The 24,851-nt window shown below is 68.9% G+C and carries 26 protein-coding genes and 1 tRNA gene; 20 read left to right on the forward strand and 7 right to left on the reverse strand.

What is annotated here, in order from left to right:
- Positions 1-10 precede the first annotated feature (10 nt).
- A complete protein-coding gene (locus tag AC4HOU_RS12505) occupies positions 11-757 on the forward strand; it encodes a Fic family protein (protein WP_163813680.1) in 747 nt (248 codons plus the stop codon).
- Between the two features lie 528 nt (positions 758-1,285).
- On the opposite strand, the gene AC4HOU_RS12510 is transcribed toward AC4HOU_RS12505, so the two are convergent.
- Positions 1,286-2,125 carry an HAD-IB family hydrolase gene (locus tag AC4HOU_RS12510; protein WP_138447688.1) on the reverse strand — a complete coding sequence of 280 codons (840 nt, stop codon included), beginning with the start codon at positions 2,123-2,125 and terminating at the stop codon, positions 1,286-1,288.
- A gap of 357 nt (positions 2,126-2,482) precedes the next feature.
- On the opposite strand from AC4HOU_RS12510, the gene ssd reads away from it, so the two are divergent.
- From ssd to AC4HOU_RS12545, 7 genes are all read left to right on the forward strand, one after another.
- Positions 2,483-3,583: a septum site-determining protein Ssd gene (ssd, locus tag AC4HOU_RS12515; RefSeq protein WP_195020486.1), complete on the forward strand. Its 1,101-nt coding sequence runs from the start codon at positions 2,483-2,485 to the stop codon at positions 3,581-3,583.
- A gap of 85 nt (positions 3,584-3,668) precedes the next feature.
- Positions 3,669-4,856: a TadA family conjugal transfer-associated ATPase gene (locus AC4HOU_RS12520; protein WP_194990792.1), complete on the forward strand. Its 1,188-nt coding sequence runs from the start codon at positions 3,669-3,671 to the stop codon at positions 4,854-4,856.
- A complete protein-coding gene (locus AC4HOU_RS12525) occupies positions 4,853-5,644 on the forward strand; it encodes a hypothetical protein (protein WP_195020487.1) in 792 nt (263 codons plus the stop codon). Before AC4HOU_RS12520 ends, AC4HOU_RS12525 begins: the two co-directional genes overlap by 4 nt.
- Positions 5,645-5,680: 36 nt before the next feature.
- Positions 5,681-6,292, forward strand: a complete 612-nt coding sequence (locus AC4HOU_RS12530) for a type II secretion system F family protein (RefSeq protein ID WP_195020488.1) — start codon at positions 5,681-5,683, stop codon at positions 6,290-6,292.
- Positions 6,293-6,430: 138 nt separating this feature from the next.
- Positions 6,431-6,631 (forward strand): DUF4244 domain-containing protein, encoded by a 201-nt coding sequence (locus AC4HOU_RS12535; RefSeq protein ID WP_195020914.1) that lies wholly within the window; start codon positions 6,431-6,433, stop codon positions 6,629-6,631.
- 35 nt (positions 6,632-6,666) lie between these two features.
- Positions 6,667-6,999 (forward strand): TadE family type IV pilus minor pilin, encoded by a 333-nt coding sequence (locus AC4HOU_RS12540; protein WP_163813676.1) that lies wholly within the window; start codon positions 6,667-6,669, stop codon positions 6,997-6,999.
- Between the two features lie 293 nt (positions 7,000-7,292).
- Entirely contained in the window at positions 7,293-7,646 is a 354-nt protein-coding gene (locus tag AC4HOU_RS12545; RefSeq protein ID WP_163813675.1) for an Rv3654c family TadE-like protein, read from the forward strand.
- A gap of 299 nt (positions 7,647-7,945) precedes the next feature.
- Here the strand turns inward: AC4HOU_RS12545 and AC4HOU_RS12550 are convergent, their stop codons facing one another.
- Positions 7,946-10,255 (reverse strand): DEAD/DEAH box helicase, encoded by a 2,310-nt coding sequence (locus AC4HOU_RS12550; protein WP_195020489.1) that lies wholly within the window; start codon positions 10,253-10,255, stop codon positions 7,946-7,948.
- A gap of 500 nt (positions 10,256-10,755) precedes the next feature.
- Here AC4HOU_RS12550 and AC4HOU_RS12555 point away from each other — a divergent pair, with 500 nt between their 5' ends.
- The 3 genes from AC4HOU_RS12555 (at position 10,756) to AC4HOU_RS12565 (ending at position 15,587) form a co-directional block, all read left to right on the forward strand.
- Positions 10,756-10,962 (forward strand): cold-shock protein, encoded by a 207-nt coding sequence (locus tag AC4HOU_RS12555; protein WP_011206895.1) that lies wholly within the window; start codon positions 10,756-10,758, stop codon positions 10,960-10,962.
- A gap of 295 nt (positions 10,963-11,257) precedes the next feature.
- The gene (topA, locus tag AC4HOU_RS12560; protein WP_195020490.1) at positions 11,258-14,140 is read left to right on the forward strand and encodes a type I DNA topoisomerase; all 2,883 of its coding nucleotides are present in this window, start codon (positions 11,258-11,260) and stop codon (positions 14,138-14,140) included.
- A gap of 214 nt (positions 14,141-14,354) precedes the next feature.
- Positions 14,355-15,587, forward strand: coding sequence for a DNA polymerase III subunit delta' (locus AC4HOU_RS12565; RefSeq protein ID WP_163813672.1), 1,233 nt, complete (start codon positions 14,355-14,357; stop codon positions 15,585-15,587).
- A gap of 4 nt (positions 15,588-15,591) precedes the next feature.
- Here the strand turns inward: AC4HOU_RS12565 and AC4HOU_RS12570 are convergent, their stop codons facing one another.
- Positions 15,592-16,491, reverse strand: a complete 900-nt coding sequence (locus tag AC4HOU_RS12570) for an NAD(P)-dependent oxidoreductase (protein WP_195020491.1) — start codon at positions 16,489-16,491, stop codon at positions 15,592-15,594.
- A gap of 100 nt (positions 16,492-16,591) precedes the next feature.
- Here AC4HOU_RS12570 and AC4HOU_RS12575 point away from each other — a divergent pair, with 100 nt between their 5' ends.
- The 3 genes from AC4HOU_RS12575 to AC4HOU_RS12585 all read left to right on the forward strand — a co-directional run bounded on the left by AC4HOU_RS12575 (position 16,592) and on the right by AC4HOU_RS12585 (position 18,327).
- Positions 16,592-16,984, forward strand: a complete 393-nt coding sequence (locus AC4HOU_RS12575) for a winged helix-turn-helix transcriptional regulator (RefSeq protein ID WP_195020492.1) — start codon at positions 16,592-16,594, stop codon at positions 16,982-16,984.
- Between the two features lie 142 nt (positions 16,985-17,126).
- Positions 17,127-17,202: transfer RNA gene (locus tag AC4HOU_RS12580), tRNA-Thr, on the forward strand.
- 117 nt (positions 17,203-17,319) lie between these two features.
- The gene (locus AC4HOU_RS12585; protein ID WP_490724517.1) at positions 17,320-18,327 is read left to right on the forward strand and encodes an asparagine synthase-related protein; all 1,008 of its coding nucleotides are present in this window, start codon (positions 17,320-17,322) and stop codon (positions 18,325-18,327) included.
- Here the strand turns inward: AC4HOU_RS12585 and AC4HOU_RS12590 are convergent.
- On the reverse strand, positions 18,311-18,622 hold the full coding sequence (locus AC4HOU_RS12590; RefSeq protein WP_195020494.1) for a hypothetical protein: 312 nt from the start codon (positions 18,620-18,622) through the stop codon (positions 18,311-18,313). The genes AC4HOU_RS12585 and AC4HOU_RS12590 overlap by 17 nt on opposite strands.
- 208 nt (positions 18,623-18,830) lie before the next feature.
- Between AC4HOU_RS12590 and AC4HOU_RS12595 the strand changes: the two genes are divergently transcribed.
- Entirely contained in the window at positions 18,831-19,568 is a 738-nt protein-coding gene (locus AC4HOU_RS12595; RefSeq protein WP_228806765.1) for a helix-turn-helix domain-containing protein, read from the forward strand.
- 11 nt (positions 19,569-19,579) lie between these two features.
- Complete coding sequence (locus AC4HOU_RS12600; protein ID WP_194991578.1) at positions 19,580-20,107, forward strand: GNAT family N-acetyltransferase; 528 nt, start codon at positions 19,580-19,582, stop codon at positions 20,105-20,107.
- A gap of 14 nt (positions 20,108-20,121) precedes the next feature.
- Here the strand turns inward: AC4HOU_RS12600 and AC4HOU_RS12605 are convergent, their stop codons facing one another.
- Positions 20,122-20,595, reverse strand: a complete 474-nt coding sequence (locus AC4HOU_RS12605; RefSeq protein ID WP_195020495.1) for an ArsI/CadI family heavy metal resistance metalloenzyme — start codon at positions 20,593-20,595, stop codon at positions 20,122-20,124.
- Positions 20,596-20,694: 99 nt separating this feature from the next.
- Between AC4HOU_RS12605 and AC4HOU_RS12610 the strand changes: the two genes are divergently transcribed.
- A complete protein-coding gene (locus AC4HOU_RS12610; protein WP_195020496.1) occupies positions 20,695-21,051 on the forward strand; it encodes an Rv2640c family ArsR-like transcriptional regulator in 357 nt (118 codons plus the stop codon).
- A gap of 413 nt (positions 21,052-21,464) precedes the next feature.
- On the opposite strand, the gene AC4HOU_RS12615 is transcribed toward AC4HOU_RS12610, so the two are convergent.
- Together AC4HOU_RS12615 and AC4HOU_RS12620 are read right to left on the reverse strand one after the other, a co-directional pair.
- The gene (locus AC4HOU_RS12615; protein WP_195020497.1) at positions 21,465-22,385 is read right to left on the reverse strand and encodes an NADP-dependent oxidoreductase; all 921 of its coding nucleotides are present in this window, start codon (positions 22,383-22,385) and stop codon (positions 21,465-21,467) included.
- Positions 22,386-22,542: 157 nt separating this feature from the next.
- The gene (locus AC4HOU_RS12620; protein ID WP_163813664.1) at positions 22,543-23,595 is read right to left on the reverse strand and encodes an alpha/beta fold hydrolase; all 1,053 of its coding nucleotides are present in this window, start codon (positions 23,593-23,595) and stop codon (positions 22,543-22,545) included.
- 349 nt (positions 23,596-23,944) lie between these two features.
- On the opposite strand from AC4HOU_RS12620, the gene AC4HOU_RS12625 reads away from it, so the two are divergent.
- From AC4HOU_RS12625 to AC4HOU_RS12635, 3 genes are all read left to right on the forward strand, one after another.
- Positions 23,945-24,106, forward strand: a complete 162-nt coding sequence (locus tag AC4HOU_RS12625) for a glyoxalase superfamily protein (RefSeq protein ID WP_228806764.1) — start codon at positions 23,945-23,947, stop codon at positions 24,104-24,106.
- Positions 24,107-24,140: 34 nt separating this feature from the next.
- Positions 24,141-24,584 (forward strand): DUF2752 domain-containing protein, encoded by a 444-nt coding sequence (locus AC4HOU_RS12630; RefSeq protein ID WP_163813663.1) that lies wholly within the window; start codon positions 24,141-24,143, stop codon positions 24,582-24,584.
- Between the two features lie 76 nt (positions 24,585-24,660).
- Positions 24,661-24,849 (forward strand): hypothetical protein, encoded by a 189-nt coding sequence (locus AC4HOU_RS12635; RefSeq protein ID WP_195020498.1) that lies wholly within the window; start codon positions 24,661-24,663, stop codon positions 24,847-24,849.
- Positions 24,850-24,851: the final 2 nt, after the last annotated feature.

Raw genomic sequence — 24,851 nt, forward strand, 5'->3', positions numbered from 1 at the left:
CTCATCAATCGTGACCGATCCGCTGCAGCCCCTCGTCGATCTGCCCGGTGTGCGCGCCGCCGCCGACAAGGCCCGCGATGCGCTCGCCGAGGTCCACCGGCACAAGAGCAACCGTCGCGGCTGGCCGACGACGGCGGCCGAGGCGGCGGTGCGTGCCGCGCGTTCGTCGGCCGCCATCGACGGTGGAAGCGTCGAACTGCCCGCCGACGGCAACGTCAGCGATCCGATTCTGGCCGGCTCGCTGCGGGTCGGGCAGGCCCTGGACGGGGACGCGCTGCGCAATCTCGTCGGCACCTGGCAGCGCGCTCCGCTCCAAGCCCTGGCCCGGCTCCATCTGCTCGCCGCCGCCGATCTGGTCGCCGATGAGGCCGAACTCGGCAGGCCGCGCGGTGACGGCGGGGTAGCGCAGCGACTGGACCTGCTCGCCCAGACCGTGCTCGGATCGTCGGCGCCCGCCCCGGTGATCGCGGCCGTGGTGCACGGCGAGCTGCTGACCCTGAAGCCGTTCGGCACCGCCGACGGGATCGTCGCGCGGGCGGCGTCTCGGCTCGTCGCGGTATCGAGCGGCCTGGACCCGCACAGCCTCGGGGTGCCCGAGGTGTTCTGGCTGCGCAGGCGGCAGGCCTATCTGGATGCGGCCGCGGCGTTCGGGACGGGCACTCCCGAGGGAGTCGGCAGCTGGGTGATCCTGTGCTGCGGTGCGCTGGAGGATGGCGCACGAGAGGCGACGTCGATCGCCGACGCCGCCTCTGGTTAGGGGGAGCTATATCGGGTCTGTAGGGATAGGTCCGGACATATCGAAGCGGGCGGCGTTGTCGTCACCGACCTCACCGCCCGCTAGCACGGACAACCCGGTTACCAAGCGTGCTGAGTGGGTTGTGTTCTTCGGCCTCGGCGAGTGATCCGAATCCACCGCGGCTCATCCCCGCAATTATGCGAGGCGCTCGCCGTCGGCAGCTCGAATGTCGCAGGCCCACAACGCTTTTGCCCTTGTCGCGGCGCGCTCCGCGTGGGTGCCTGGCGTCCGTGCTGGGAAGGGTGGGATGGGGGGCTGAGCCTTCTCTTCCGACTCCGTCCTGGCCTTCCGTCCTTCCGTGCCTTCATTTTTACACTGTGAGCGCACTCACAGCAAGGGGTCGGAAAACATCGAATTATCGGCGTGTCTCCCGGTGTTTCGTGGTTGAATCCCTGGTCGCGGCACAGTTCGCGATCTTGTACGGGCGTACCGACCGGCCTGCCCGGCGCCGGCCGTGGGGCTCGGGTGTACCCGGTTGGGAGGGGTTCGTCAGCGGCGCCGGCGCAGCAGCCGGTAACTGATCGCACCCGCGAGCACCGCGCTCACTCCCACCGCCGCCGTTGCCGCCACCGTGGTGGAGGACGGTGCCTGGAACCGCGACCACAGCGACACCGGGTTGGAGAAGGTCAGGATCGGCCAGCTCCTCGCCACCGCCTCGCGCCGCAGGGCGCGATCGGGGTTCACCGCCGTCGGGTGGCCGACCGCCGAGAGCAGCGGCAGATCGGTGATCGAATCCGAATACGCATAACACCGCGACAGGTCGTAACCCTCGGCGGCGGCGAGCTTTTCGATCGCGGTGACCTTGCCTTCGCCGTAGCAGTAGAACTCCACCTCGCCGGTGTACTTACCGTCCTGCACGACCATTCTGGTGGCGGCCGTGTGATCGGCGCCGAGTGCTTCGGCGATCGGCGCGACGATCTCCTCGCCGGAGGCGGACACGATCACCACATCGTGGCCGCGGATCTTGTGATCGGCGATCAGATCGGCTGCCTCGGCGTAGACCAGCGGGTCGACCAGCTCGTGCAACGTCTCGGCCACAATGGATTTCACCTGCTCGACATCCCACCCGGCGCACATGCTGGTCAGGTGGGCGCGCATCCGCTCCATCTGATCGTGGTCGGCGCCGGAGAGCAGGAACATGAAATGCGCGTAGCTGCTCTCCAGTACCGCCCGCCGATTCAACAGGCCCTGCGCGAAGAACGGTTTGCTGAACACGTAGGTGCTCGACTTCGCGATCACGGTCTTGTCGAGGTCGAAGAATGCCGCCACCCGACCGGCCCGCTCGCTGCCGTGGTGCGGATGTCCGGTCTGCTCGCCGTTGGCCGTCACGGGGTCAAGGATAGGCGCTGCCGTGGGTGGTCCGGTGCGCCCGCCGGAGGGCGATGGGTCCCGGCGAAACTTCTTCAACATTGGACTTGCGCTTGCGCCGGACCTTGGGTGTAGTATTGCTGGCACCTGGACATGTTCCAGGCGCGTTCAGCCCGACCCCCCGGGGCTGAACCCGACGGCCCCAGCCTCCTCCCCCCCCGGCTGGGGCCGTCCTCTATTTCCGGACAGGTCGATTTCTCATGGTGCCCGGTACGGCGCTGACCAGTTGATTTCCGAAGTTGTCCACAGCAGGCGAGTTATCCACATTCCGGGAAACGGCCCTGTTCTGCGCCGTCCCGGTCCGCGACGCTGACCTGCATGGACTTCGAAGCGACCGATCAGCTGCCGGCGGCACCGGCGCTGGCGATCATCGGCACCCCAGGACTACGCGAAGAGGTCAGGCGCGTCGCGGCCGCCGCGGAACGCCAGGTCGAAGAACGCACTATGCCGGTCGGCAGGCACGCGTGGGCCGGCGCACCGCTGGTGATCCTCGACACCCCGGCCGCGGTGGCATGCGCGGAAGCCGGCTATCTACGGCGTGGCGGCGTCGTCACCGTCACCGACGGTGAGCCGCAGCTCCTCGACTGGCAAGCGGCGGCAGCCATCGGCGCCGAACGCGTCATCGCGCTACCTGGCGCCGCGGTCGGGCTCATCGAGACGTTCGCCGAACGCGGAGAACACCGCGCCGGCGGCGGGGTAGTGGTCGCCGTCACCGGCGCATGCGGCGGAGCGGGTGCCTCGGTGCTGTCGGCGGCGCTGGCGCTGCGCTCGGCGCGCACCGGCTTTCGCCGCAACACCCTGCTGGTCGACGGCGCACCGCTCGGCGGCGGACTCGACATGTTGCTCGGCATCGAGAAAGCTCCTGGACTGCGCTGGCCCGACCTCATCGTCGAAGACGGCCGGATATCGGCCGCCGCCCTGCACGGCGCACTACCGTCGGCGGCCCCCGGCCTGGCGGTGCTGTCCTGTGGCCGCGGCGGCAGCGCCCGCTCGGTGATCGGCAGCGCCGCGATGCACGCCGTCATCGAAGCGGGCCGGGCCGCAGGCGATCTCGTCGTCTGCGATCTCTCCGCCGAGCGATCCTCACATGCCGAACAGGTCCTCGACGCGGCCGATCTGGTGGTCCTCGTCGTCACGGCCGGTGTGCGCGGGGTCGCCGCCGCGGAAGCGGTATCGGCGCACATCGGCCGGCGAAATCCGAACCGTGGCCTCATCGTTCGCGGGCCCGCGCCCGGCGGCCTGCGTGGACCGGAGATCGCCGAGGTGCTCGACCTGCCGCTGCTGGCGGCGGTACGCGCTCAGCCCGGGCTGCCCGCGCGACTCGAGCGGGGCGGGCTCTCGGTCGGACGGGGGCCGCTGCGGGAGGCCGCCGACGCCGTGCTCATGGTGCTCGGCGTACCAGGGGAGCCGGCGACATGAATTGTGGGGCCGCCGATTCCCTGTCTCGGCGGGTCGTGCGGCGATCGCCGCTGCGGTGTCGATTCGAATGGTCGAAGGGGGAGCGATGGGAGCGCTGGTGACAGCGGAGCTGCTGGACCGGGTGCGCGAGCGTTTGGCGGGAGCGGCCGGAGATCCAGACCCGGCCGAGGTCGCTGCCGCGATCCGGGTCGAAGCCGGTGGGGTGCTCGGCGATACCGATCTGCTGCGTGCGCTGCGACTGCTACAGACCGAACTGACCGGTGCGGGCGTGCTCGAGCCGCTGCTGCACGACAGCGACGTCGCCGATGTGCTGGTCACCGCGCCCGACGAGGTCTGGATCGACCGGGGCCGCGGGATCGAGAAGACGTCGATCGGCTTCGTCGACGAGGCCGCGGTACGCAGACTGGCGCAACGACTGGCCTCGGCCGCGGGCCGGCGCCTCGATGATGCCCAACCGTGGGTGGATGCCACCCTGCCCGGCCGAGACGCGGTACTGGGCGAATCGTTCGGGGTGCGGTTGCATGCGGTACTGGCTCCGGTGGCGCACGGTGGCACCTGCCTGTCGCTTCGGGTCCTGCGCCCGGCGACACAGGGCTTGGACGCGCTGGTCGCGATGGGGGCCGTCCCCGGTGAGGCGAAGACGCTGTTGGAGCGGATCGTCGCGGCCCGGCTGGCGTTCCTCGTGGTCGGTGGCACGGGCGCGGGTAAGACCACGCTGCTGTCCGGACTGCTGGCCACGGTCGACAGGGCCGAACGCATCATCTGCGTCGAGGACGCCGCCGAGCTCGCCCCGCCACATCCGCATGTGGTGCGGCTGGTGGCCCGCACCGCCAATGTCGAGGGCGTCGGCCAGGTGACGGTGCGCGAACTCGTGCGCCAAGCCCTGCGCATGCGGCCCGACCGGATCGTGGTGGGCGAGGTGCGCGGCGCCGAGGTCGTCGACCTGCTCACTGCCCTGAATACCGGACACGACGGTGGAGCCGGCACTGTGCACGCCAACGCACCGGGCGAAGTGCCCGCGCGGCTGGAAGCGCTGGCGGCGCTCGGCGGTATGGACCGAGCCGCCCTGCACAGTCAGCTCGCCGCCGCGGTCCAGGTGATCCTGCACGTGCACCGCAGAGCAGACGGCAGCCGCGGCCTCCAGGAAATCGGACTGGTCCACCGCGACGACACCGGCCATGTCCGCATCAGTGCGTCCTGGCGCGCGGACACTGCCCCGACGCCGGCGGCCGGCCAGCTACGGCAGCTGCTGAACGAACGGCTCGGGCGATGATCGGTGCGCTGGTGTGCCTGGTGTTCGCGCTGCTGCTGGCGCCGCCAGCGATGTCGCAGCGGCGGTTCCGTGACCTGTTCGGCGCGGGACGGAAGCGCCCGAAAAGGCATCGCGGCGCCGTCGTCCGGCTCGCGGCACCGTTGGCTTGCGCGTGCGCTTTCCTGCTCGGGATCGGTCCGCTGACAGCGGCGGTGCTACTCGCCGCGACGCTGATCTTCCGTGGGCGGCGGACCGCGCGAGATCGCCGCCACGCCGCTGAATGCGGCTATCTGCTCGACGCACTGGAGTCGGTGATCGGCGAGCTGCGAGTGGGTGCGCATCCGAGCGTCGCCGCGGAGACGGCCGCCGGTGATGCGAAAGGCATTGCCGCGCAAGTGTTCGCGGTCGGCGCCGCCCGCAGCAGGCTCGGCGGATCCGGCGCGGACGGGCTGTGCCGACCGGAATCGGTGATCGCGGCCGAGCTCGACCGCGTCGCGGAGGCCTGGCGCGTCGCCGAACACCACGGTCTCGCCCTGGCAGAGCTGCTCGGCGCCGCACGCATCGACCTGATCGGCCGTATCCGCTTCCGAGGCCGCACGACCGCCGCACTGGCCGGTGCCAGGGCGACGGCGACGGTCCTGGCCGGGCTGCCGCTGCTCGGCATCGGACTCGGCCAGCTCATGGGCGCCGCGCCACTGGAGGTGCTGTTCAGCGCTCCCGCCGGCGCGATTCTGCTCCCGCTCGGCACCGCCCTGGCCTGCGCCGGCTTGCTGTGGTCGGACGAGATCACACGAAGGGTGCTGCTGTGAACCATCCGGATCATGCTGTGTACCAGGAGGAAACCGATGGGATCGCCGGCCGCGGTCGCCGCGATGCTGCTGGCTGTCGCGATGCTGCTCTTACCGGGGCGGTTGGTAGTGACGCGTCGGCTGAACTCGGCCGAGAAGCCCTCGGCCGGCCGCGGGTTCACGCGCGCGCGGCGACGGCGAGGAATCGACCCTTTGGCGGCCGCCTCGGTCTTCGACCTCTTGGCCGCCTGCCTGCGCGCGGGCATGCCCATCGACTCGGCGGTCTACGCCGTGGTTCCGGGTGCACCACCGGCGCTGGCCGGGCCGCTGCGCCGGGCCGCCGATCTGCTGGCACTCGGAGCCGATGCGGCCGCTGCCTGGGAGCGAGCGGCGCGGGAGGCGACCGATGGGTCAGGGGAGATCGAAGCTCTGGCGCGACTCGCGCGGCGGTCGGCCCGTTCCGGTTCCTCGCTCGCGGTGGCGGTGGGGGAACTGGCCGAGCAGCGCCGCGGCGCGGTCCAGGATGCGGCCGCCGCGCGGGCCGAACGCGCCGGTGTGCTGATCGGCGGGCCGCTCGGGCTGTGCTTCCTGCCCGCATTCATCTGCCTCGGCATCGTCCCGGTGATCATCGGGCTCGCCGGCCGGGTGCTCGGTGGCGGCCTGCTGTGACAGCGCCGGCGGGCTCGGCAACGGAGACGTTCCCACGCGGACTCGCCGCGTGGGCTCGCAGGAGAGGGGAACAAGATGCCCATCGAGAGGGCGGCGCGGCACGGTATGCACGGCGCGTGCTCGACCGGGACGCACCGGATGCGCTCATGGAGCGCGTCGGTGCGGACCCGGCTGTGGCACCTGATGGCCGACGACAGCGGGATGAGTACCGCGGAATACGCCATCGGCACGATCGCCGCCGCGGCCTTCGGAGCCGTGCTGTACGCGGTGGTGACGGGCGACAGCATCGTGGACGCGCTGACCAAGATCATCGACCGCGCGCTCGACACGAACGTCTAGCGCGGGGCGGGCGGCGTTGGGGCGCACCGCTTCTCGTGGACGACACCGGCGCCGTCACCGTCGAGGCGGCGATCGCTGTGGCGGCGATAGTCGTGGCGGTCGTCGCGTGCATCGGTGCGCTACTGGCAGCCTCGACCCAGGTCCGCTGCGTCGACGCCGCCCGCGAGGCCGCCCGCCTCACCGCCCGCGGTGACGCCGCCAACGCCGTTCCCGCCGCTCGCGCCATTGCCCCACCCGGCGCAGAGATCTCGGTGCGCCGGGAGGGAACGCGGATTCTGGCCACAGTCACCGCCGGGACGCCACTACTGCCGCTCCTGGAACTGCGTGCGGAAGCCGTCGCAACGCCCGAACCGGGTGCGGAACTGTGAGCGATCGTCAACCCCGGGCCGGGCGAATGCTACGCCGCGGCCCGTGCCGGCAGCGGACCTCGCGGCCCGGCCCGCGGCCACGGGGTGACCGGCCGGTCGGGCTTGATCGCTCGCCGCCCGCGTCGGTATCACGACGCCCGCTGCTTGGTCCGGCGCGGTGCCGAGCGCGCACTGGTCGTGGCCCGCGCGGTGCGGAACGGAGCTCGGCCCGGACCGCGGGGCGTGGCATTGCGCTCATGCCTCGGCCTGGGTGTCTCGGCGCGGCCGGTGACGATACGAACAGGTCCACTCGGATGCGGGGTGAGGCGGGCGTCGCGACCGTATTCGCCGCGCTGGCACTGGCCGGTCTGCTGGTGCTGACGATGCTGGTGGGTCAGGTGGGCGCCGGGGTGGTGGCGCGCCATCGGGCGCAGGCAGCCGCTGATCTCGCGGCCTTGGCGGCGGCCGGCGCCCTGGCCCACGGAGCGGCGCAGGCGTGCACCGAGGGAGGTGAGATCGCGCGTCGGATGCGGATGACGATTCGCGGATGCGAGGTCGCCGAGTGGGATGTCGTAGTGACCGTGGAAGGAAAAGTACCAATGGGTCTATTAGGCGACCGAACAGTACGTGCCATGGCACGCGCCGGACCGGTCGAAGAACAGCAGTGATGGCACGTCCGGCATTTTGTTAACGGCGAGTATTCCCATTTCTTATCGATGAATTAATACGGCGCTGCTGTTAATTCTCCGGGCACTCGAGGAAAAGGGATGAACAGATCCGCATATGGATACGTGAGAGGTCATGGCTATGCACCAGTTAACATGAGAACCGTCCTCTTTATTCGGACAGCGCTGGCGAACCCGGTTACTCGGCGCACATACCGGGCTTCACCCCGGCCATCGCCGCCGCAGATGACCGGACGGTCACGCCACGGCGGCGGCAAGATCACCGTTTGGGCGGACGGCTGTCACCTGCCGGCTCGCAGCGCAGCCAGCACCGCGGTCAGCAGCCGGGCCGCACCGGCCTTGTCCAGCGGACTGTTGCCGTTGCCGCACTTGGGTGACTGCACGCAAGACGGGCAGCCCGCCGTGCACGTGCACGAGTCGATGGCCGCCGACGTCGCCGACAACCAGCGCTCGAGCTGGGCGTAGCCGCGTTCGGCGAAACCCGCGCCACCGGGCTGACCGTCGTAGACGAACACCGTCGGCAGCCCGGTGTCGGGATGCTCGGCAATGGAGACGCCACCGATGTCCCAGCGGTCGCAGGTCGCCACCAGCGGGAGCAGCCCGATGACGGCGTGCTCGGCGGCATGCAGGGCGCCGGGGATCTGGGCTGCCGTGATGCCTGCGTGTGCCAGCAGGTCCGGCGTCACGGTGTACAGCACGGCCTTGGTGGGCAGGGTCTGCGGCGGCAGATCGAGTTCCACCAGGTCGAGCACCTCGCCGGTGGGCAGCGTGCGCAGGTATCCGACCACCTGGCTGGTGACGGTGACCTGCGCCGATGCCGCAGTGACCGCGCCGTGGACGCGTCGGTCGAGGAATGCGTCGACGGTGAGGGAGGTGGTCTGGCGCGAGCTGGTGGTCCAGCCCGGATCGCCTTCGTGGACGAACGCGACCCCACCGTCGAGGTCGAGTTCATCCACCACATAGGTCTCGCCCTGGTGCAGGTGGACGGCTCCGGTGTGCAGGGTCGACAGGGCGCGACCGGCGTCGGCGGTGCCGAGCAGCCGGCCGGACTCGCCGTCGACGATCGCGACCGGCGCCCCGATGCCGCCACGGACATCGACGGCATCATGCGGCTGCGCATCGGCGGTGACGTACCAGCGCGCGGTGTCCGGACTGCCGTTCTCCCGGCGGCGGATCAGTCCTCGACCAGCGAGATCGGCCAGCACCGGGCGCGCACCCAGTGCCTCGGCTTCGCGGTCGGTCAGTGGCAGTTCCAGCGCCGCGCACAGCAACTGCGGTCCGAGCACATAGGGATTGCCCGGGTCGGTGATGGTGGCCTCGACCGGCCTGCCGAGCAGTGCATCCGGGTGGTGGACCAGGTAAGTGTCCAGCGGATCGTCCCTGGCCACGAGCAGGACGAGCGAGCCCTGGGTGCGCCTGCCCGCCCGTCCGGCCTGCTGCCAGAACGAGGCGACGGTGCCCGGGAAACCGGACATCACCACGGCATCCAGGCCGGCGATATCGACGCCGAGCTCGAGCGCATTGGTGGTGGCCGCGGCCAGTAGCCGCCCGTCGGAGATGGCCGCTTCCAGCTCGCGCCGATCCTCGGGCAGGTAGCCGCCGCGGTAGGCCGCGACCCGTTCGACCAGCTGCGGATCCACCTCGGCCAGCAGCCTGCGGGCCTCCATCGCCGCTGTTTCCGCGCCGCGCCGCGATCGTACGAAGGTCAAGGTGCGCGCGCCCTCGACCACCAGGTCGGCCATGATCCGAGCGGCCTCCGAGTTGGCCGACCGGCGCACCGGCGCGCCGTTTTCGCCGGTCACGGCGGTCGACAGCGGCGGCTCCCACAAGGCGACGGTGCGCGCCCCACGCGGTGAGCCGTCCTCGGTGACGGCCACACACGGCGCTCCCACCAGCCGCGATGCTGCCTCGGCGGGGTCGGCGGTGGTGGCCGAACACAGCACGAACACCGGGTCGGCGCCGTAGTGGGCGGCCAGCCTGCGTAGGCGGCGCAGCACCAGCGCGACGTGCGAGCCGAAGACGCCGCGGTAGGCGTGGCATTCGTCCACCACCACATAGCGCAGCCTGCGCAGCACCCTGGCCCAGCGCTTGTGCGAGCGCAGCATGCCAATGTGCAGCATGTCCGGGTTGGTGAAGATCCATCGCGCGTTCGCCCGCACCCACTGCCGGATCTCGCCGGGAGTATCGCCGTCGTAGGTCGCGGCGTGGATATCGCGCAGCGGGCCCTCATGGGTGAGTTCGCCGATCATGCGTAGCTGATCGGCGCCGAGCGCCTTGGTCGGGGCGATATAGAGGGCGGTGGCGGTGGGATCGTCGAGTAGACCGCTGAGTACGGGCAGCTGGTATCCCAGCGATTTCCCGGACGCGGTGCCGGTCGCGACCACCACGTGCTGCCCGCTGGCCGCGGTCTCGGCGGTGCTGACCTGGTGCGACCACGGTGCGTCGATGCCGATTGCGGCGAATGCGGTGATGACTTCCTGACGCACCCATACCGGCCATTCGCCGACCCGTCCCGCCCGAGCCGGAAGTTCGGCCACGTGGGTGAGCCGGGAGTCCCCGTCCGAGCCCGGCGTTCGGACACGATTCAGCAACGATCGCCCGTAGCTTTCGCCGTTCGCGGTCGCGGTCCGGCTGGTCCGGTCTGCCGGATTCACTCGTTCGGACCTCCGGCGTGTCGGGAAAGTGTGAAACGTGTGCGTCCAGGGAGCGTCACCTGCCAATTCGATACCCAATAGCGACCTGGGTCACAGCCCGGTAGCCAGATGCTCGCTCGGTTATCGGGGGGCAAACGTACCGGAAGTCTGGATTCCCCCAATGTGTCCCTCACCTGCGCATTCGCAAGATCAAGTTTTTTGCAAATTGTCGGTAACTCCGCTGTTGAATTACGCAAAGACATGGTTCACTGGTTCCTGGTCGCAAGCTTCTGTGTTCGAGGGACGGATCCAAAGTCCAAACCGTCGGCAGGATCGATGTTGCGAACGATGTACTTGGTGCTTTCCTTGCAGGGGGAACCAACAGTACAGCGGTCGGAACGGGCCCGGTGGACGAACCCAGTTGTCCGCCGTTCCGGTAAGAAAAGAAGAGGAACAGAATGGCACAGGGAACTGTGAAGTGGTTCAACGCGGAGAAGGGGTTCGGCTTCATCGCGCCCGAGGACGGCTCCGCTGACGTCTTCGTCCACTACTCCGAGATTCAGGGGTCCGGCTTCCGTACCCTCGAGGAGAACCAGAAGGTCGAGTTCGAGGTCGGCCAGGGCACCAAGGGCCCGCAGGCCACCGGAGTTCGCGCGCTCAGCTGAGCTCGCATTCATCCACAGCTCGTCCCTCACCACCGGTAACGGCGGTGAGGGACGAGCTATATCTGGGGTAGGTTCCTCCGTCTCCACCCCCGCCGCGCGGGACGGCCGGACCGGGGCACTGCATACTGATCCGCGATAGCGCGTACGCTCGGTGGTTCCGATCGCAACCACTCGACCACGCGCAGCGTCAAGGTATAAACGTGTCTGGTAGCGATATACGACATCGCCACTATTGCCCTAGCCGTGCGGACGCGAACAGCGGCGCGCGGGTCGAGAAGGAAAGGTGTATTCGCCGGTGGCAACACGAGACCGCGGTGCAGCCGACCAGGGCCGTCCCCTGCGTCGTCTCGTGATCGTCGAGTCCCCGACCAAGGCCCGCAAAATCGCGCCCTATCTGGGCCGTAATTACACGGTGGAGGCCTCCGTCGGTCATATCCGGGACCTGCCGCGCGGCGCGGCGGATGTACCCGCCAAATACAAGGGCCAGCCCTGGGCGCGCCTCGGTGTCGACGTCGACCACGATTTCGAGCCGATCTATGTGGTGAGCCCGGATAAGAAGGGCAAGGTCACCGAGCTCAAGAGCCTGCTCAAGGACGCCGACGAGCTCTACCTGGCCACCGACCCCGACCGCGAGGGCGAGGCCATCGCCTGGCACCTGCTGGAAACCCTCAAGCCGAAGATCCCGGTCCGGCGAATGGTGTTCCACGAGATCACCGAGCCCGCCATCCAGGCCGCGGCCGCCGATACCCGTGATCTGGACAGCGACCTGGTAGACGCGCAGGAGACCCGCCGCATCCTGGACCGCCTGTACGGCTACGAGGTCAGCCCGGTGCTGTGGAAGAAGGTCATGCCGCGGTTGTCGGCCGGCCGCGTGCAGTCCGTCGCGACCAGGGTGATCGTTCGCCGTGAACGCGAGCGGATGGCGTTCCGTTCGGCCGAGTTCTGGGATATCGCCGCCAAGCTCGACGCGGGAGATACCGGCGAGGCCGGTGGCAATCCGCGCACGTTCGGTGCGCGTCTGGTCAACGTCGACGGTGCGCGCGTGGCCTCCGGCCGCGACTTCGGTTCCGACGGTCAGTTGAAGGCCGACTCCGGCGTCGTCGTGCTGGACGAGGCGTACGCGCGCCGCCTCGCCGAGGCGCTCGACGGCGCCGACCTGGTCGTTTCCTCCGCGGAAGCCAAGCCCTACTCACGCAAGCCGTACGCGCCGTTCATGACTTCCACGTTGCAGCAGGAGGCGGGCCGCAAGCTGCGCTTCACCTCCGAGCGCACCATGCGGGTGGCGCAGCGGCTGTACGAAAACGGCTACATCACCTACATGCGTACCGACTCGACCACGCTGTCGCAGTCGGCGATCAATGCCGCCCGGTCGCAGGCCACCCAGCTCTACGGCTCGGAATATGTGCATCCGACGGCCCGGCAGTACACCCGCAAGGTCAAGAACGCGCAGGAAGCACACGAGGCGATCCGCCCGGCGGGCGATACCTTCGCCACCCCCGGTGAGCTGCACGCCCGGCTCGACAACGACGAGTTCCGGCTCTACGAGCTGATCTGGCAGCGCACGGTCGCTTCCCAGATGGCCGACGCCAGGGGCACCACGCTCACCCTGCGGATCACCGGCGTCGCGGGCACCGGTGAGGAATGCGTGTTCTCCGCCTCCGGGCGCACCATCACCTTCCCCGGCTTCCTCAAGGCCTACGTCGAGAGCGTCGACGAGGAGGCCGGCGGCCAATCCGACGACGCAGAATCGCGCCTGCCCGCACTCGAAGAGGGCCAGGGCGTCACCGCGGTGGAGCTGAACCCGGACGGGCACAGCACCAATCCGCCGGCCCGCTACACCGAAGCCTCGCTGATCAAGGCGCTCGAAGAGCTCGGCATCGGCCGCCCCTCCACGTATTCGTCGATCATCAAAACGATCCTGGATCGCGGCTACGTCTACAAGCGCGGTAGCGCGCTGGTGCCGTCGTGGGTGGCGTTCGCGGTGGTCGGGCTGCTCGAAGAACACTTCGGCCGCCTGGTCGATTTCGACTTCACCGCGGCCATGGAGGACGATCTCGACGCCATCGCCGGTGGGCGTGAGCAGCGCGGAAACTGGTTGTCCAGCTTCTATTTCGGCGGCGATCACGGTGCCGACGGCTCGGTCGCGCGGTCGGGCGGGCTGAAGAAGATGGTCGGCGAGCGGCTCGACGATATCGACGCCCGCGAGGTCAACTCGATCAAGCTCTTCACCGACGCCGAAAACCGTGACGTGGTGGTGCGCGTCGGCCGCTACGGGCCGTACCTGGAGCGGATGGTCACCAATCCGGATGATCCGGAAGGTGATTCGATCTCGCAGCGGGCGAATCTGCCCGACGATCTGCCGCCCGACGAGCTGACTCCCGAGGTCGCCGAGAAGCTGTTCGCGACGCCGCAGGAGGGTCGTTCGCTGGGCGTGGATCCGGCTTCCGGGCACGAAATCGTCGCCAAGGAAGGACGATTCGGCCCCTACGTCACCGAGATCCTGCCCGAACCGGAGGAAGAGGCGGCTCCGGCGAAGAAGACCGCGAAGAAGGCCGCTGCGCCGAAACCGCGGACCGGATCGCTGTTCAAATCCATGGATCTGGCCACGATCACCCTCGACGACGCGCTGAAACTGCTGTCGCTGCCGCGTGTGGTCGGCACCGATCCGGCCTCCGGCGAGGAGATCACCGCGCAGAACGGGCGTTACGGGCCGTACCTGAAGAAGGGCACCGACTCCCGTTCGCTGGCCGATGAGGATCAGATCTTCAGCATCACGCTCGATGAGGCGTTGAAGATCTACGCCGAGCCGAAGCGTCGTGGCAGGCAGGCCGCCAGCGCCGCCCCGCTGCGCGAACTCGGCAACGATCCGGCCAGCGGTAAGCCGATGGTGATCAAGGACGGTCGCTTCGGTCCGTACGTCACCGATGGCGAAACCAATGCCAGCCTGCGCAAGGGTGACGAGGTCGAGTCGATCACCGACGAGCGGGCGGCGGAGCTGCTGGCCGATCGCCGGGCGCGGGGACCGGTGAAGAAGGCGGCGAAGAAGACCGCCAAGAAGACCGCGGCCAAGAAGACGACGGCGAAGACCACGGCCGCGAAGAAGACTACCGCCGCCAAGAAGACGGCCGCCAAGAAGGCACCGGCGAAGAAGGCCTCGGCCAAGGCGAGCTCGGACTAGCGGTCGGCGCGGGCCGATGCGCGGGCTCCTGGCCGCGCCCGCACCGGCACCAGGTGTCGGTGCGGCGCGTCGGCAGTGTTCGCACTGCGGCGCTCCAGTGGGCACGGCGTGACGACACTGTTCGCGCGGCGAGCAGAGCCGGAAACCGATCGCGCACCGTCGCAGGTGATCGCGCCGCAACGACGTGTCGGTTCCGGCCGCTAGGGTGTACGACGTGGCGGGTGTCTTCGATCGGTTGGTCGGCCAGGATGCGGTCGAATCGGAGCTGACTGCTGCCGCGATCGCCGCACGCGCCGGGTCCGTCGAGGGCGCGATGACGCATTCGTGGCTGTTCACCGGCCCGCCGGGGTCCGGCCGTTCGGTGGCGGCGCTGTGCTTCGCCGCCGCGTTGCAGTGCACCGATCCCGGCACACCCGGCTGCGGCCACTGCCATGCCTGCACCACCACCATGGCAGGCACCCACGGTGACGTCCGCCGGGTCATCCCCGAGGGCCTGAGCATCAGCACCAAGGAGATGCGCGAGATCGTCCAGATCGCCGCGCGCCGCCCGAGCACCGGCCGCTGGCAGGTGGTGCTGATCGAGGACGCCGACCGGCTCACCGAAGCAGCCGGCAATGTGCTGCTCAAGGTGGTCGAGGAACCGCCGGACCGCACGGTGTTCCTGCTGTGCGCGCCCTCGGTGGATCCCGAGGACATCTCGGTCACGCTGCGCTCGCGATGCAGGCACGTCCATCTCGTCACGCCCTCGGTCCCCGCGATCGCTCAGGTCCTGCGCGAACGCGACCAGCTCGACGCCGAGACCGCCGAGTGGGCGGCCTCGGTCAGCGGTGGGCATGTGGGGCGCGCTCGCCGCCTCGCCACCGACGCCGAAGCACGCGAGCACCGCAAACGCGCCCTCGCCCTGGTCTCCGCGGTGTCCAGGCCCGGCGCCGCCTACGCCGCCGCCGACGACCTGGTGAAAGCCGCCGACGACGAAGCCAAGCAGATGAGTGCCGACCGCGACGAGCGCGAACGCGAAGAACTCGCCACCGCCATGGGTGCGGGCGGCACCGGCAAGGGCGCCGCGAGCGCCACCCGGGGATCAGCGGGCGTGCTCAAAGATCTCGAGCGCCGGCAGAAATCCCGCGCCACCCGCACCGGCCGCGACGCCCTCGACCGCGCCCTGATCGACGTCGCCGGCGTCTACCGTGACGCGCTCGCCGTCCGCTTCGCCGCCGGCACCGGTATGGGCCGTTCGCGCCGCAAACCCAGCACCGACGGGATCACGCTCACCCACCCCGACCTGGCCGACCAGATCACCGACCTCGCCGACCGCGTACCACCCGAAGGGCTGCTCCGCTCGCTCGAGGCGGTGCTGGCCTGCCGCGAAGCGCTCGACCTCAACGTCAAGCCCCGGTTCGCCCTCGCAGCCATGGTCGCGGCGCTGATCGCCGCGCAGTCCGGCTAGATGGTCACCGGGGGCGGCTGTGCTGCGCGGCAACGTCTGGTAGACGCAGCAAATCGACCACTCCGGTGGTGGACTCCCGGCCTCCGCCCTCGGCGACTCGCCGATCCATCAATGCCATGAACGGCGCGAGGAGCTCCGCGCTGACGCCTTGCTCGGCCGCGGTGCGCAACAGTGTCGCGTTCGTCGTCACCATCATCGCCAGATTCGATTCGACACCGTCGGTGTAGTCGCCGCTCGCGAGCTGGGCCGCGGTGCCGTACGAGTAGCCGGCCATCGCCTGCTGATAGGCGATCAAGCGCGGTGCGAACTCGACTGGCGAGATGTCCTCCTTCCCGATCAGCGCGAAGGCGTGCGCGGCGCCGGCGAACATGCCCCACATGCCGCTGAGCAGGGCGATGTCGTAGAGGGCGGCGAACCCGGCATCCGCGCCCACGTACTCGACCCCGGCGGGCACCGACAACGCCTCGACATGGGCTTCGTGCAGCTCGGGCGAGCCGCTGTAGTACACGTACGCGCCCGAGCCGGGCACACCGATCATCGACGGAACGGCCATGATGCCGCCGTCGAGGAACCGCCCGCCGCGCGCGGCCACCCACTCCGACAGAGTGCGGGCCTCCGCCGGAGTGCTGGTGGTCAGACTGACGACGTCACGACCGGCCAGGTCGACACCGTCGAGCGTCGCGCGGACCGACGCGTCGTCGAGCAGGCACACGACGACGAGCCGATTCGCCGCGACAGCGGCCGCGATATCCGCCACGACCACCGCGCCCGCCGGCGCGGGGCGGACGCTGCGGTTCCACACCGTGACCGAGAATCCGGCGGACAGCCAGGCCCGGGCCAGTGCCGTCCCCATATCGCCGAGACCGAGGACGGTGACTGCTTGCTGAGAATTGTTGTCGGACATGGCGGATAGTCTTTGCCCGGTCCCGGAGGCCCGACAAGTACGCACATCGAAGTGCGCACGCACTTCTGGGAAAGTGAACAGGCAGGTGAGAGGGGTAGCGATGCCGATTACGCGCAGGCCGGGCGCCTACACGTGCGGACTGGATGCCACGCTGTCGGTGCTGAACGGTAAATGGAAGCTGCTGATCCTCTGGCCGTTGAGTGAGCGCCCGCGCCGGTTCGGAGAACTACGCCGCTCGGTGCCCGGCGTCACCGAGAAGGTCCTCACCACCCAGCTACGCGAGCTCGAAGCCGACGGCATCGTGCACCGTGAGGTCTACGACGAGGTGCCGCCACGCGTCGAATACTCGCTCACCCCGCTCGGCGCACTGCTCAACGACGCACTGCTCCCCCTGGAGGCATGGGGCCGCGAACACCTGATGGGCGGCACCGCGCACCCGAGCCCCGCCGACCCATCACGCACCGGCCACCGGCTTGCTCAGCCGACCCACTGAGCTCCCCCACAGCCCGATACCCGGCTCTCGTCGCCCTGGACGAGCCCGGAACCAGGCCTCGCAGCCCGCCCCACCAGCCCACCGAGCACCCGTTTTCGCGTTCCGCCCGCCGAGACGATAGACTCGCGACGCCGAAAGGCACGCCGCCTTAGCTCAGTCGGTAGAGCGCTTCACTCGTAATGAAAAGGTCGGGGGTTCGATTCCCCCAGGCGGCTCCACTCGGAGACCAGCTCTGATCAGCTGATTCTTCATGTCGACGACGGTTCCGGTGCGGTAGGCCCCGGAACCGTTCTCGTCACGGATTGTCACATCGCCGGCTGCCGTACAACTGAACGGTGGATATTCGCACCGCTACCGAGCAGACCGCCGAACCGCTGCAATACGTTTCGGACCTCGTCGACGGCATCGCCGAACCGAATCCCGATGCGCGCACGATCACCGATCCGGCCGAAGCCGCTGAGCTGATCGCGGAAGAAGCCCGATCGCGCATCGCCGCTGTGCTCGAACGGTTCGGCGGTATCCCGGCCGTGCTGCTCAGCGGTGGGGTCGACTCGATCTACGTGGCAGCCGTTGCCGTTGCGTTGGGTGCCGAGCCGGTGGCGGTCACCGTCGTCACCGATGGTGAGCACCATGAGGCGAACGCGGCGGTCGCGGCAGCTGCGCTCGGGCTACGTCATCACGTGATCCGGCTCGGCGGCACCGATGTGATCGAGCTTTCGCGCGATGTGATGGGGCGGCTCGGCACCTCGGAACTGTGGGAGGTCACGGCCGGGATTCCGCTCGTCGCGGCCCGCCGGGTCTTCGACACGATCCCGGACCTGAGCGCGATCCTGGACGGAAGCGGCGCCGATGCCATATTCGGCGGCGGTCGACAGTTGACGCATCCGCCCGCCTCCCATGCAGCCCGGGCTGAACTCGACCGGCTGATCAGAGCCGAATCCGCGGCGAACTTCCGCTACGACCGGCTCGTCCCGCACTTCTATCCAGCCCTGTTGGACGGATACGCCGACCGCTTGATCCACGTCTACCAGACGGTCCGCTGGTGGGCACTCGCCGAGACCTTCGCCCCATCCGCCCTCTTCGGCACCCGCGACGGCCGCGCATTCGACAAATTCGCCCTCCGCATGGCCTGCGACGCTGCCTTGCCCGCGGAATCGAAACACCTTGCCTGGTCGCCGAAATCACCGATCCAACGCTCATCCGGCCTGATGGGCGCCCTCGTCTCCGCCGCAAGGGCATACGCCGCCGACCTCCCCGGCGCACAGACCTACTCCGACCCGATGACCGAGGACGCCGAAGCCGTCGCCACCCGCCTGTACCTGGCCATCATCGGGAAGGGATAACCCCTCGCCGCCTGCCCTCCTCGCCACCGGCCGGCCAGCGGTGCCCGCGCCGGTAGACCCGCACCGGAGTGATCAGGACCGCGAGTTCGGTGACGATCATCCGGTACGGCTCGGCGTGCTCGAAGGTCGGCACGACCACGGCAGTCGCCGCGTGATCGCCCAAATGCTGCGCGAGCGCCATCGCCGCCACCAGCGGCCGGACGTCGAGCCCGACTGTGAAAACCAACCGATACCCGTACCGTTCGGCGAGCGCACCGAGATCGGCCCCGTCTTCGCCGGGTACTCCGCGCCGCATCAATCCGATTGCCTTCGGCGTGCAGTCCATTCCCAAGACCCCTCTGTCCCGTAGTTGGCTCGCTCCCGCCGCCGGAGATCAGACACCCGGCGGCGGGGCGTGCAGCTGACAGTGCTCGCTCGGGGATGTCCTGGCGACGACGCGGCGGGTGTCTTCTGGTCAGCAAATAGGGCGACATTTCGGCGTCATTCGGGTTACGGTGGCAGCTATGCGAACGACACCCAATACCGCGCTGCGGGCCGCTCGTACGGCCCGTTTGATGAGCCAGGACGATCTGGCGCGGGCGCTGCGGGAGGCCGGATGTGTCAGCGCGACCAAGCGGCTGGTGCAGCGCTGGGAGTCCGGTGCGACGGCCTACCCCCGGCCGAGTCACGCTCAGGCGCTCGAACGGGTGATGAAGCTGCCGATCGAATCGCTCGGGTTCGGGGCGGTGCGGGCGGGGCGCGGAATCGGTGGCCTCAACGACAACAGCCGAGATGTCGAGTCGCCGGTCGGCACCTTCGACAGCGTTCCCGCAGCGGCGGCGCGGGTGAGCGGCGATCATTCGGGAGTGTGGCTGAGCCGATACGAGTACTACTCGACCGGACGCGACGCGACGTTCACTGTCGCCCATTACGCCGTGGTCTTGCATCACGACACCCAGATCACCGTGCGCAGCTTGCCCGGGTCGTCGCCGTCGGTCACGGAGATGGACCTCACCGCGGACGGCAATGTCGCGACCGGCACGTGGTCCGAACGCACCGCGGTCGACGGGTACTACCGTGGCGCTCGCTACCACGGAGCGGTACAACTGCTCATCGACCCGACCGGCAACCGGATGGCCGGGAAGTGGATCGGATTCGGGAAGGACTTCGAAATCAACTCGGGTCCATGGGAATTGGTTCTCCAAGAGTCGAATACCAGCAAGTCGACTCTTGACGCGTATCAGCGGCCGGTCGAGGCATAGGCTGAGGGCATATGCCGGAGTTGGTTGTGCCTGCGGTGCGATGGCGTTCGGGGTGGCTCGAGGCACATGCCGAGTGGGGGCCGGGGGTGCATGAGGACGGGTTCGGATTGCGGCCGTCCGATGACGTCGAGTCGGCAACCGGATTCGCGGCATGGGTGCAGCGACTGCTGGATGAGTCGAGTGGGGTGATGCCCGCGGCGGCGCGGTGTACCTACCGGTGGATCGTCGACGATGATCGGGTGCTCGGTGGGATCGCACTACGGCATGGGGGCGAAGACGACGTGCTGCGGGTGGGGCACATCGGGTATGGCATCCGGCCTTCGGCGCGTGGGCGCGGGCTGGCGACGTGGGCTCTTGGCCGGATGCTCGATGAGGCGCGGGGGCTCGGGATGGGGCGGGTGCTGGTGATCTGCGCGGCCGGAAATGTCGCTTCGGCGAAGACGATCGAGCGCTGCGGTGGCGTGCTCGAGGCGATTGAGGAGACCGAGCTCGGTCCGGCCCGGCGGTACCGGATCGCGCTCGATCGGCTTCGCGTCTGAGGTGCGGCGGCCCGCTACGTCCGCGCGGCCGTGGAGCAGCAGGCGGCGTCGGCTTCGGTGGTTGTGGTTCCGCAACAGCGGGATTCGTCGTCGGCGAGCAATTCCGGGGCCTTGCCGAAGGTTTCGCTGTCGGCTAGGACGGTGTAGACCTCCCAGCGTTCTTTGTCGGGTGCGGTTACCCAGACCTTGTCCTGGGTGGCGAAGCAGCAGGTGGTGTTCATTTCTTCCTCGGTGAACAGGCCGGCCTCGGCGAGGCGGGTGATTTCGGAGTGGACGGTGTCGGTGGATTCCACTTCGACGCCGAGGTGGTTGACGGAACCTCCGTGGCCCGGGTTTTCGATGAGAACGAGCTTCAACGGTGGTTCGGTGATCGCGAAGTTGGCGTAGCCGGGCTTGCGTTTGGCCGGCTCGGTGCCGAAGAGGGTCGAGTAGAACTTCACCGACGCCTCGAGGTCGTCGACGTTGAGGGCGAGTTGGATGCGGGACATGACAGAACCTCCACCTGTGAGACATATATCGAAGAGCTGACAGGCATCAGCTTGCTCACCTTTTCGACATATGTCAATACCCGGCGTAAGGTGGATTTCGTGCCGAAAACTTTGCCCCTGGTGGATATGTCGGCGCCGGTGTGTTGCGCTCCGGTGGCCGCAGGCCCGGTCGACGATGCCGCCGCCCTCGAGGTGGCGCTGCGCCTGAAGGCGATCGCGGACCCGGCGCGGGTCAAACTGATGTCACTGCTGCTCACCTCGGCTGATGGCGCGGAGAGCACGGGCGAGCTGGCCCGCGCGCTCGGACTCGCCGAATCGACGGTGAGCCATCACCTCGGCCAGCTCCGGAAGGCTGGTCTGGTGCGATCCGAGCGGCGCGGGATGAGCGTATTCCACCAGGCGCGCCGCGAGGCGCTGTCCGCACTGTGCGTGGTGCTCGATCCGAATTGCTGCTGAGCCGGCCGTACCGGTGTTGGGCTGTGCCGGTTCCGGGCTGTCCGTGCGGTGTTGGGCCGACCGTGCGTGGCGTGGCCAGCCGCGCTGGGGTTGAGCTGGTCGCGCTGGAATCGACCTGGGCCGGCGCCGGTGTTCGGCAGTCGTGCTGGTGTTGAGCCGGCCGAGTGCGGCGCTGGGCCCACCACCCTGCTGTCGGGCCCGGGCTGCGTTGCCATTGAACCGGCCGAGCCGTGTTGGGTCGGCCGAGTCGGTGTCGGGCCTGTCGAGCCGACAGCATTATGCCCAGCCGGTCGTGTGGGCGTCGAGCCGTCCGTGCCGGGCGTCGAACCCGCCGTGCCGCTGGTCTGGCCCGGTACCTACCGAGCCGCATTCGACCCGGCCGAGGTACCACCCCGAACCGGTACCGACCTCCCTCAGGGCACGATGACGATCTTGCCGCGGACGTGTCCCTCTCGGCTAGCGGTGAACGCCTGCGGTACTTCGTCGAGCGAGTAGGTGCGGGCGATCGGCACGGTGAGCGAACCCGCTGCGGCGAGGTCGGCGAGGCGCTGGGTCTGGGTGCCGTCCGGGCGTACCCACACCACATGTCCGCCGTGCGCTTCCACCTCGGGATCGGCGATGGAGGCGTGGCGGCCGTTCGTGGCGAGCACCTGGGTGGTGACGTCGAGTTGGCCGCCGACGAAATCGGCGACCGCGTCCACCCCGTCGGGTGCGAGTTCGCGGACCCGGTCGGCGAGGCCGTCGCCGTAGCTCACCGGTTCGGCGCCGAGTTCGCGCAGGAAATCGTGGTTGCGTTCGGAGGCGGTGCCGATCACCCGCGCGCCGCGCGCCGTGGCGATCTGCACGCCGAGGCTGCCGACACCACCGGCCGCGGCATGGATGAGGACGGTGTCGTCCGCGCCGACCCGCAGGGTGTCGAGGGTGCGCAGTGCGGTGCCGCCAGCCAGTGGCAGCGCGCCGGCCTGCTCCCAGGACAGTTCCGCAGGCTTGCGGGCAAGGGTGGGGGCGGGCACGGCCACCAGTTCGGCGAAGGTACCCGCGTGCAGCGTGTCCTTGCGTGCGTAACCGAGCACTTCGTCGCCGACGGTGAATTCCGGCGTGTCAGGGCCGGTTTCGACGACGACGCCGGCCACATCCCAGCCCGGGATGACGGGGAAGATCGCGTCGATCAACCCGTCGAGCCCGCCGGTCATCAACTTCCAATCGACCGGATTCACCCCCGCGGCTCGCACCTCGACCAGCGCCGTTCCCGGAAAAACCTTCGGTTTCGGCAGCTCTTGCACCCGAATGTCGGCGACATCGGAGCTGTACCGGTCGTAGGTTGCGGCGCGCATGAAGCATCCTCTCGATATCGGTTCCGTGGTCTCCGAGTGCAACAGAGGCACCGCACCGATATTCCGAGCGGATTCCGCGCCGGTACATGCCGGCGCCGGAGGAACCCAGAGCTCACCGAGACCGGGCACCGTTGACCGGATCTCGGTGAACCTCCGCTCAGCCCGCGGCTGCCGCGCGCAGGCCGGTGCGGCGGATGATCCGAGCCAGTTCTGCGTTGAACCGGTCGGCCGCTTCGATATTGGTGAGGTGTCCGGTGGGCCAGACGTGGTAGTCGGCGAGGTGGCCGGCACGGTCGAGGGCGTCGGCGATGATGCGCGACATCCGTTCCGGCAGCAGGCGGTCGTGCTCGCCCGCGATCACCGTCGTCGGGACGGCGAGGTTGCTGGCGGCGTCACCGAGTTCGAGGTCGGCGAGGGCGGCCGCGTGCCTGCCGCGGGCGAGCGGGCGGCAGGAGCGGACGATACCGAGAGCGAATTCGACCTGGTCGGGGGTGGCGGTCGGTGACATGATGCGGGACTTGAGCACGGCGCGGGCCGCCCATCCGCCGGGGAACGGGACCGGCGCGGTGAGCAGCGTCTCGGCGAAGATGATGGGCATCCGAACACCGGCCCCGAAGACCGTGATCGGACGTTCGGCGACCATCAGCGGCTTGTTGAGCAGCGGCAACAGGTCGGTGTCGTAGCGGATATTGCCCGAGGTGGTGTTCACCAGGACGGCGGCCTTTGCGCGGCGGCGGACCTGGTCGGGGTGCCGGGCGGCCCATGCTTGCAGGGTGATACCGCCCATGCTGTGGCCGACGAGTACCGCGCGCTGCCCGGGGCGCAGGGTGGCGTCGAGGACGGCGGCGAGATCGTCGGCCATGGTGTCGGCGCTGGGGAACAGCGTTCCGGCTTGGCTTTCGCCGTGGCCGCGCTGGTCGTAGCAGATGACCCGGTGCGTATCGGCGAAGGCGTTGATCTGCGGGTTCCAGTACTCGATGCTGCAACTCCAGCCGTGGACCAGCACGATCGGATCGCCGTCGGCCGGGCCGTAGGCGTGCACCCGCAGGCGCGCGCCGTCGATGGTGGTTACCGGGATGACCTCGTGCGGTGCGGTGGGCGCGTTGAGCGACGCCGTCTGGAATGTGCGCGACCGCAGTCCGGCGCGAAAGGGGGCGGTCAGGGCGCCGTGGCGGACCTGCGCCAGCGTCTTCATCGACTTCACCAGCATCAGAGCACTCCTTTGTGTCTACCGTCACGGTAAATGCAAGCTGGGGTGCTTGCAAGTGCAAGCGCCGCTTGCCGGAAACTCTTACCGCGACGGTCCGCTACACCGGGTGTCGGTCCGGTGTGTAATGCCGTTACCGGGAAAATGCCCGAAATGGGGCCGAAATATGCCTCCTGTTTGCTGATGTGTGCGTGTCGTTACCGAACCGAACGGTGTCGGTGCCCGGTGCGATCATGGGGCGATGGCGACCGATCCGATCGGCTTGCACCGCCGATACCCGTGCTGCGCATGTTCGATGTGGCGAAGACCTAGCGAGCACCACGGTGACGGCACTCCCGGCAGCGTGTTGTGGATGGCTGTGGATGATATTCACGCCTGGCATGCCGAGCTGGCGGCCAAGGAATACCGGTACGCCGACCCGGGATGTCCGCACGACGGCCCCGGCGGGCCGGGCTTCGACCTGGTCGATCCCGCGGGCAACTCGCTGCGATTCGCGCAGCCGCAGTCTCGATAGCGGCGGCACGTCGGCCCCGGCTACGGTGAGATTCGTGGACATCACGCAGTCGGAACCGGTGGCCCGGCGGCCGCAGACCAGGTGGCGCGCCCTGGCGGTGCCGGCGGCGGTGGCCGGGGCCGGGGTGCTCGCGGTGCTGGCTGTGCATCTGCGGGATCCGCATGTGGAGGGATCGTGGGGGATCTGCCCGGTGTATGCGCTGACGGGGGTGTACTGCCCGGGATGTGGTGGTATGCGGGCAGTACACAACCTCACCGAGGGGCAGGTGCTCGATTCGCTGCACAGCAACCTCATCGCGTTGCCGCTGCTGATGCTGTTCGCGGTATGGGTGGGCGACTGGGCGATCCGGGCGTGGCGCGGTAAACCCATGCGGCACTTCGGCATCAATGCCCTCACCATGTGGTCGATCTTCGGCTTCCTCGCGGTGTACACAGTGCTACGCAATACGCCGTGGGGTAGCTGGTTGACGCCGGTCTGAGCAGCCCGAACGCCCCCGCTCCCCGGCGAAACGGGGCAAGCTGGAGATAGGGCAGCGGCCGGAAAGGACACAGCGCATGATCGATTCACTCAAGGCACGGGTACGTGCCAAGCTGCTGCGTCAGCTCGTCGAGGACGGACCGACGGACTCCGAGCAGGACGATCCCCGGCTGATCTCGGTGGAGACCGATCTCGACGCCCTCGACAGCGTGGCCGAGGACGATCCGCTTGTCGAGGAACTCGCCACCCGCTATCTGGTCTTCTGAGC

It is taken from the genome of Nocardia sp. JCM 38205, assembly GCF_058222935.1.

Bases quoted from the DNA above. Each gene is read 5' to 3' on its own strand.
- ssd (WP_195020486.1), top strand. From the start codon at position 2,483: ATGGACTTCGAAGCGACCGATCAGCTGCCGGCGGCACCGGCGCTGGCG.
- AC4HOU_RS12520 (WP_194990792.1), top strand. From the start codon at position 3,669: ATGGGAGCGCTGGTGACAGCGGAGCTGCTGGACCGGGTGCGCGAGCGT.
- AC4HOU_RS12525 (WP_195020487.1), top strand. From the start codon at position 4,853: ATGATCGGTGCGCTGGTGTGCCTGGTGTTCGCGCTGCTGCTGGCGCCG.
- AC4HOU_RS12530 (WP_195020488.1), top strand. From the start codon at position 5,681: ATGGGATCGCCGGCCGCGGTCGCCGCGATGCTGCTGGCTGTCGCGATG.
- AC4HOU_RS12535 (WP_195020914.1), top strand. From the start codon at position 6,431: ATGCGCTCATGGAGCGCGTCGGTGCGGACCCGGCTGTGGCACCTGATG.
- AC4HOU_RS12545 (WP_163813675.1), top strand. From the start codon at position 7,293: ATGCGGGGTGAGGCGGGCGTCGCGACCGTATTCGCCGCGCTGGCACTG.
- AC4HOU_RS12555 (WP_011206895.1), top strand. From the start codon at position 10,756: ATGGCACAGGGAACTGTGAAGTGGTTCAACGCGGAGAAGGGGTTCGGC.
- AC4HOU_RS12570 (WP_195020491.1), bottom strand. From the start codon at position 16,491: ATGTCCGACAACAATTCTCAGCAAGCAGTCACCGTCCTCGGTCTCGGC.
- AC4HOU_RS12575 (WP_195020492.1), top strand. From the start codon at position 16,592: ATGCCGATTACGCGCAGGCCGGGCGCCTACACGTGCGGACTGGATGCC.
- AC4HOU_RS12590 (WP_195020494.1), bottom strand. From the start codon at position 18,622: ATGCGGCGCGGAGTACCCGGCGAAGACGGGGCCGATCTCGGTGCGCTC.
- AC4HOU_RS12595 (WP_228806765.1), top strand. From the start codon at position 18,831: ATGCGAACGACACCCAATACCGCGCTGCGGGCCGCTCGTACGGCCCGT.
- AC4HOU_RS12600 (WP_194991578.1), top strand. From the start codon at position 19,580: ATGCCGGAGTTGGTTGTGCCTGCGGTGCGATGGCGTTCGGGGTGGCTC.
- AC4HOU_RS12605 (WP_195020495.1), bottom strand. From the start codon at position 20,595: ATGTCCCGCATCCAACTCGCCCTCAACGTCGACGACCTCGAGGCGTCG.
- AC4HOU_RS12615 (WP_195020497.1), bottom strand. From the start codon at position 22,385: ATGCGCGCCGCAACCTACGACCGGTACAGCTCCGATGTCGCCGACATT.
- AC4HOU_RS12620 (WP_163813664.1), bottom strand. From the start codon at position 23,595: ATGCTGGTGAAGTCGATGAAGACGCTGGCGCAGGTCCGCCACGGCGCC.
- AC4HOU_RS12625 (WP_228806764.1), top strand. From the start codon at position 23,945: ATGGCTGTGGATGATATTCACGCCTGGCATGCCGAGCTGGCGGCCAAG.
- AC4HOU_RS12635 (WP_195020498.1), top strand. From the start codon at position 24,661: ATGATCGATTCACTCAAGGCACGGGTACGTGCCAAGCTGCTGCGTCAG.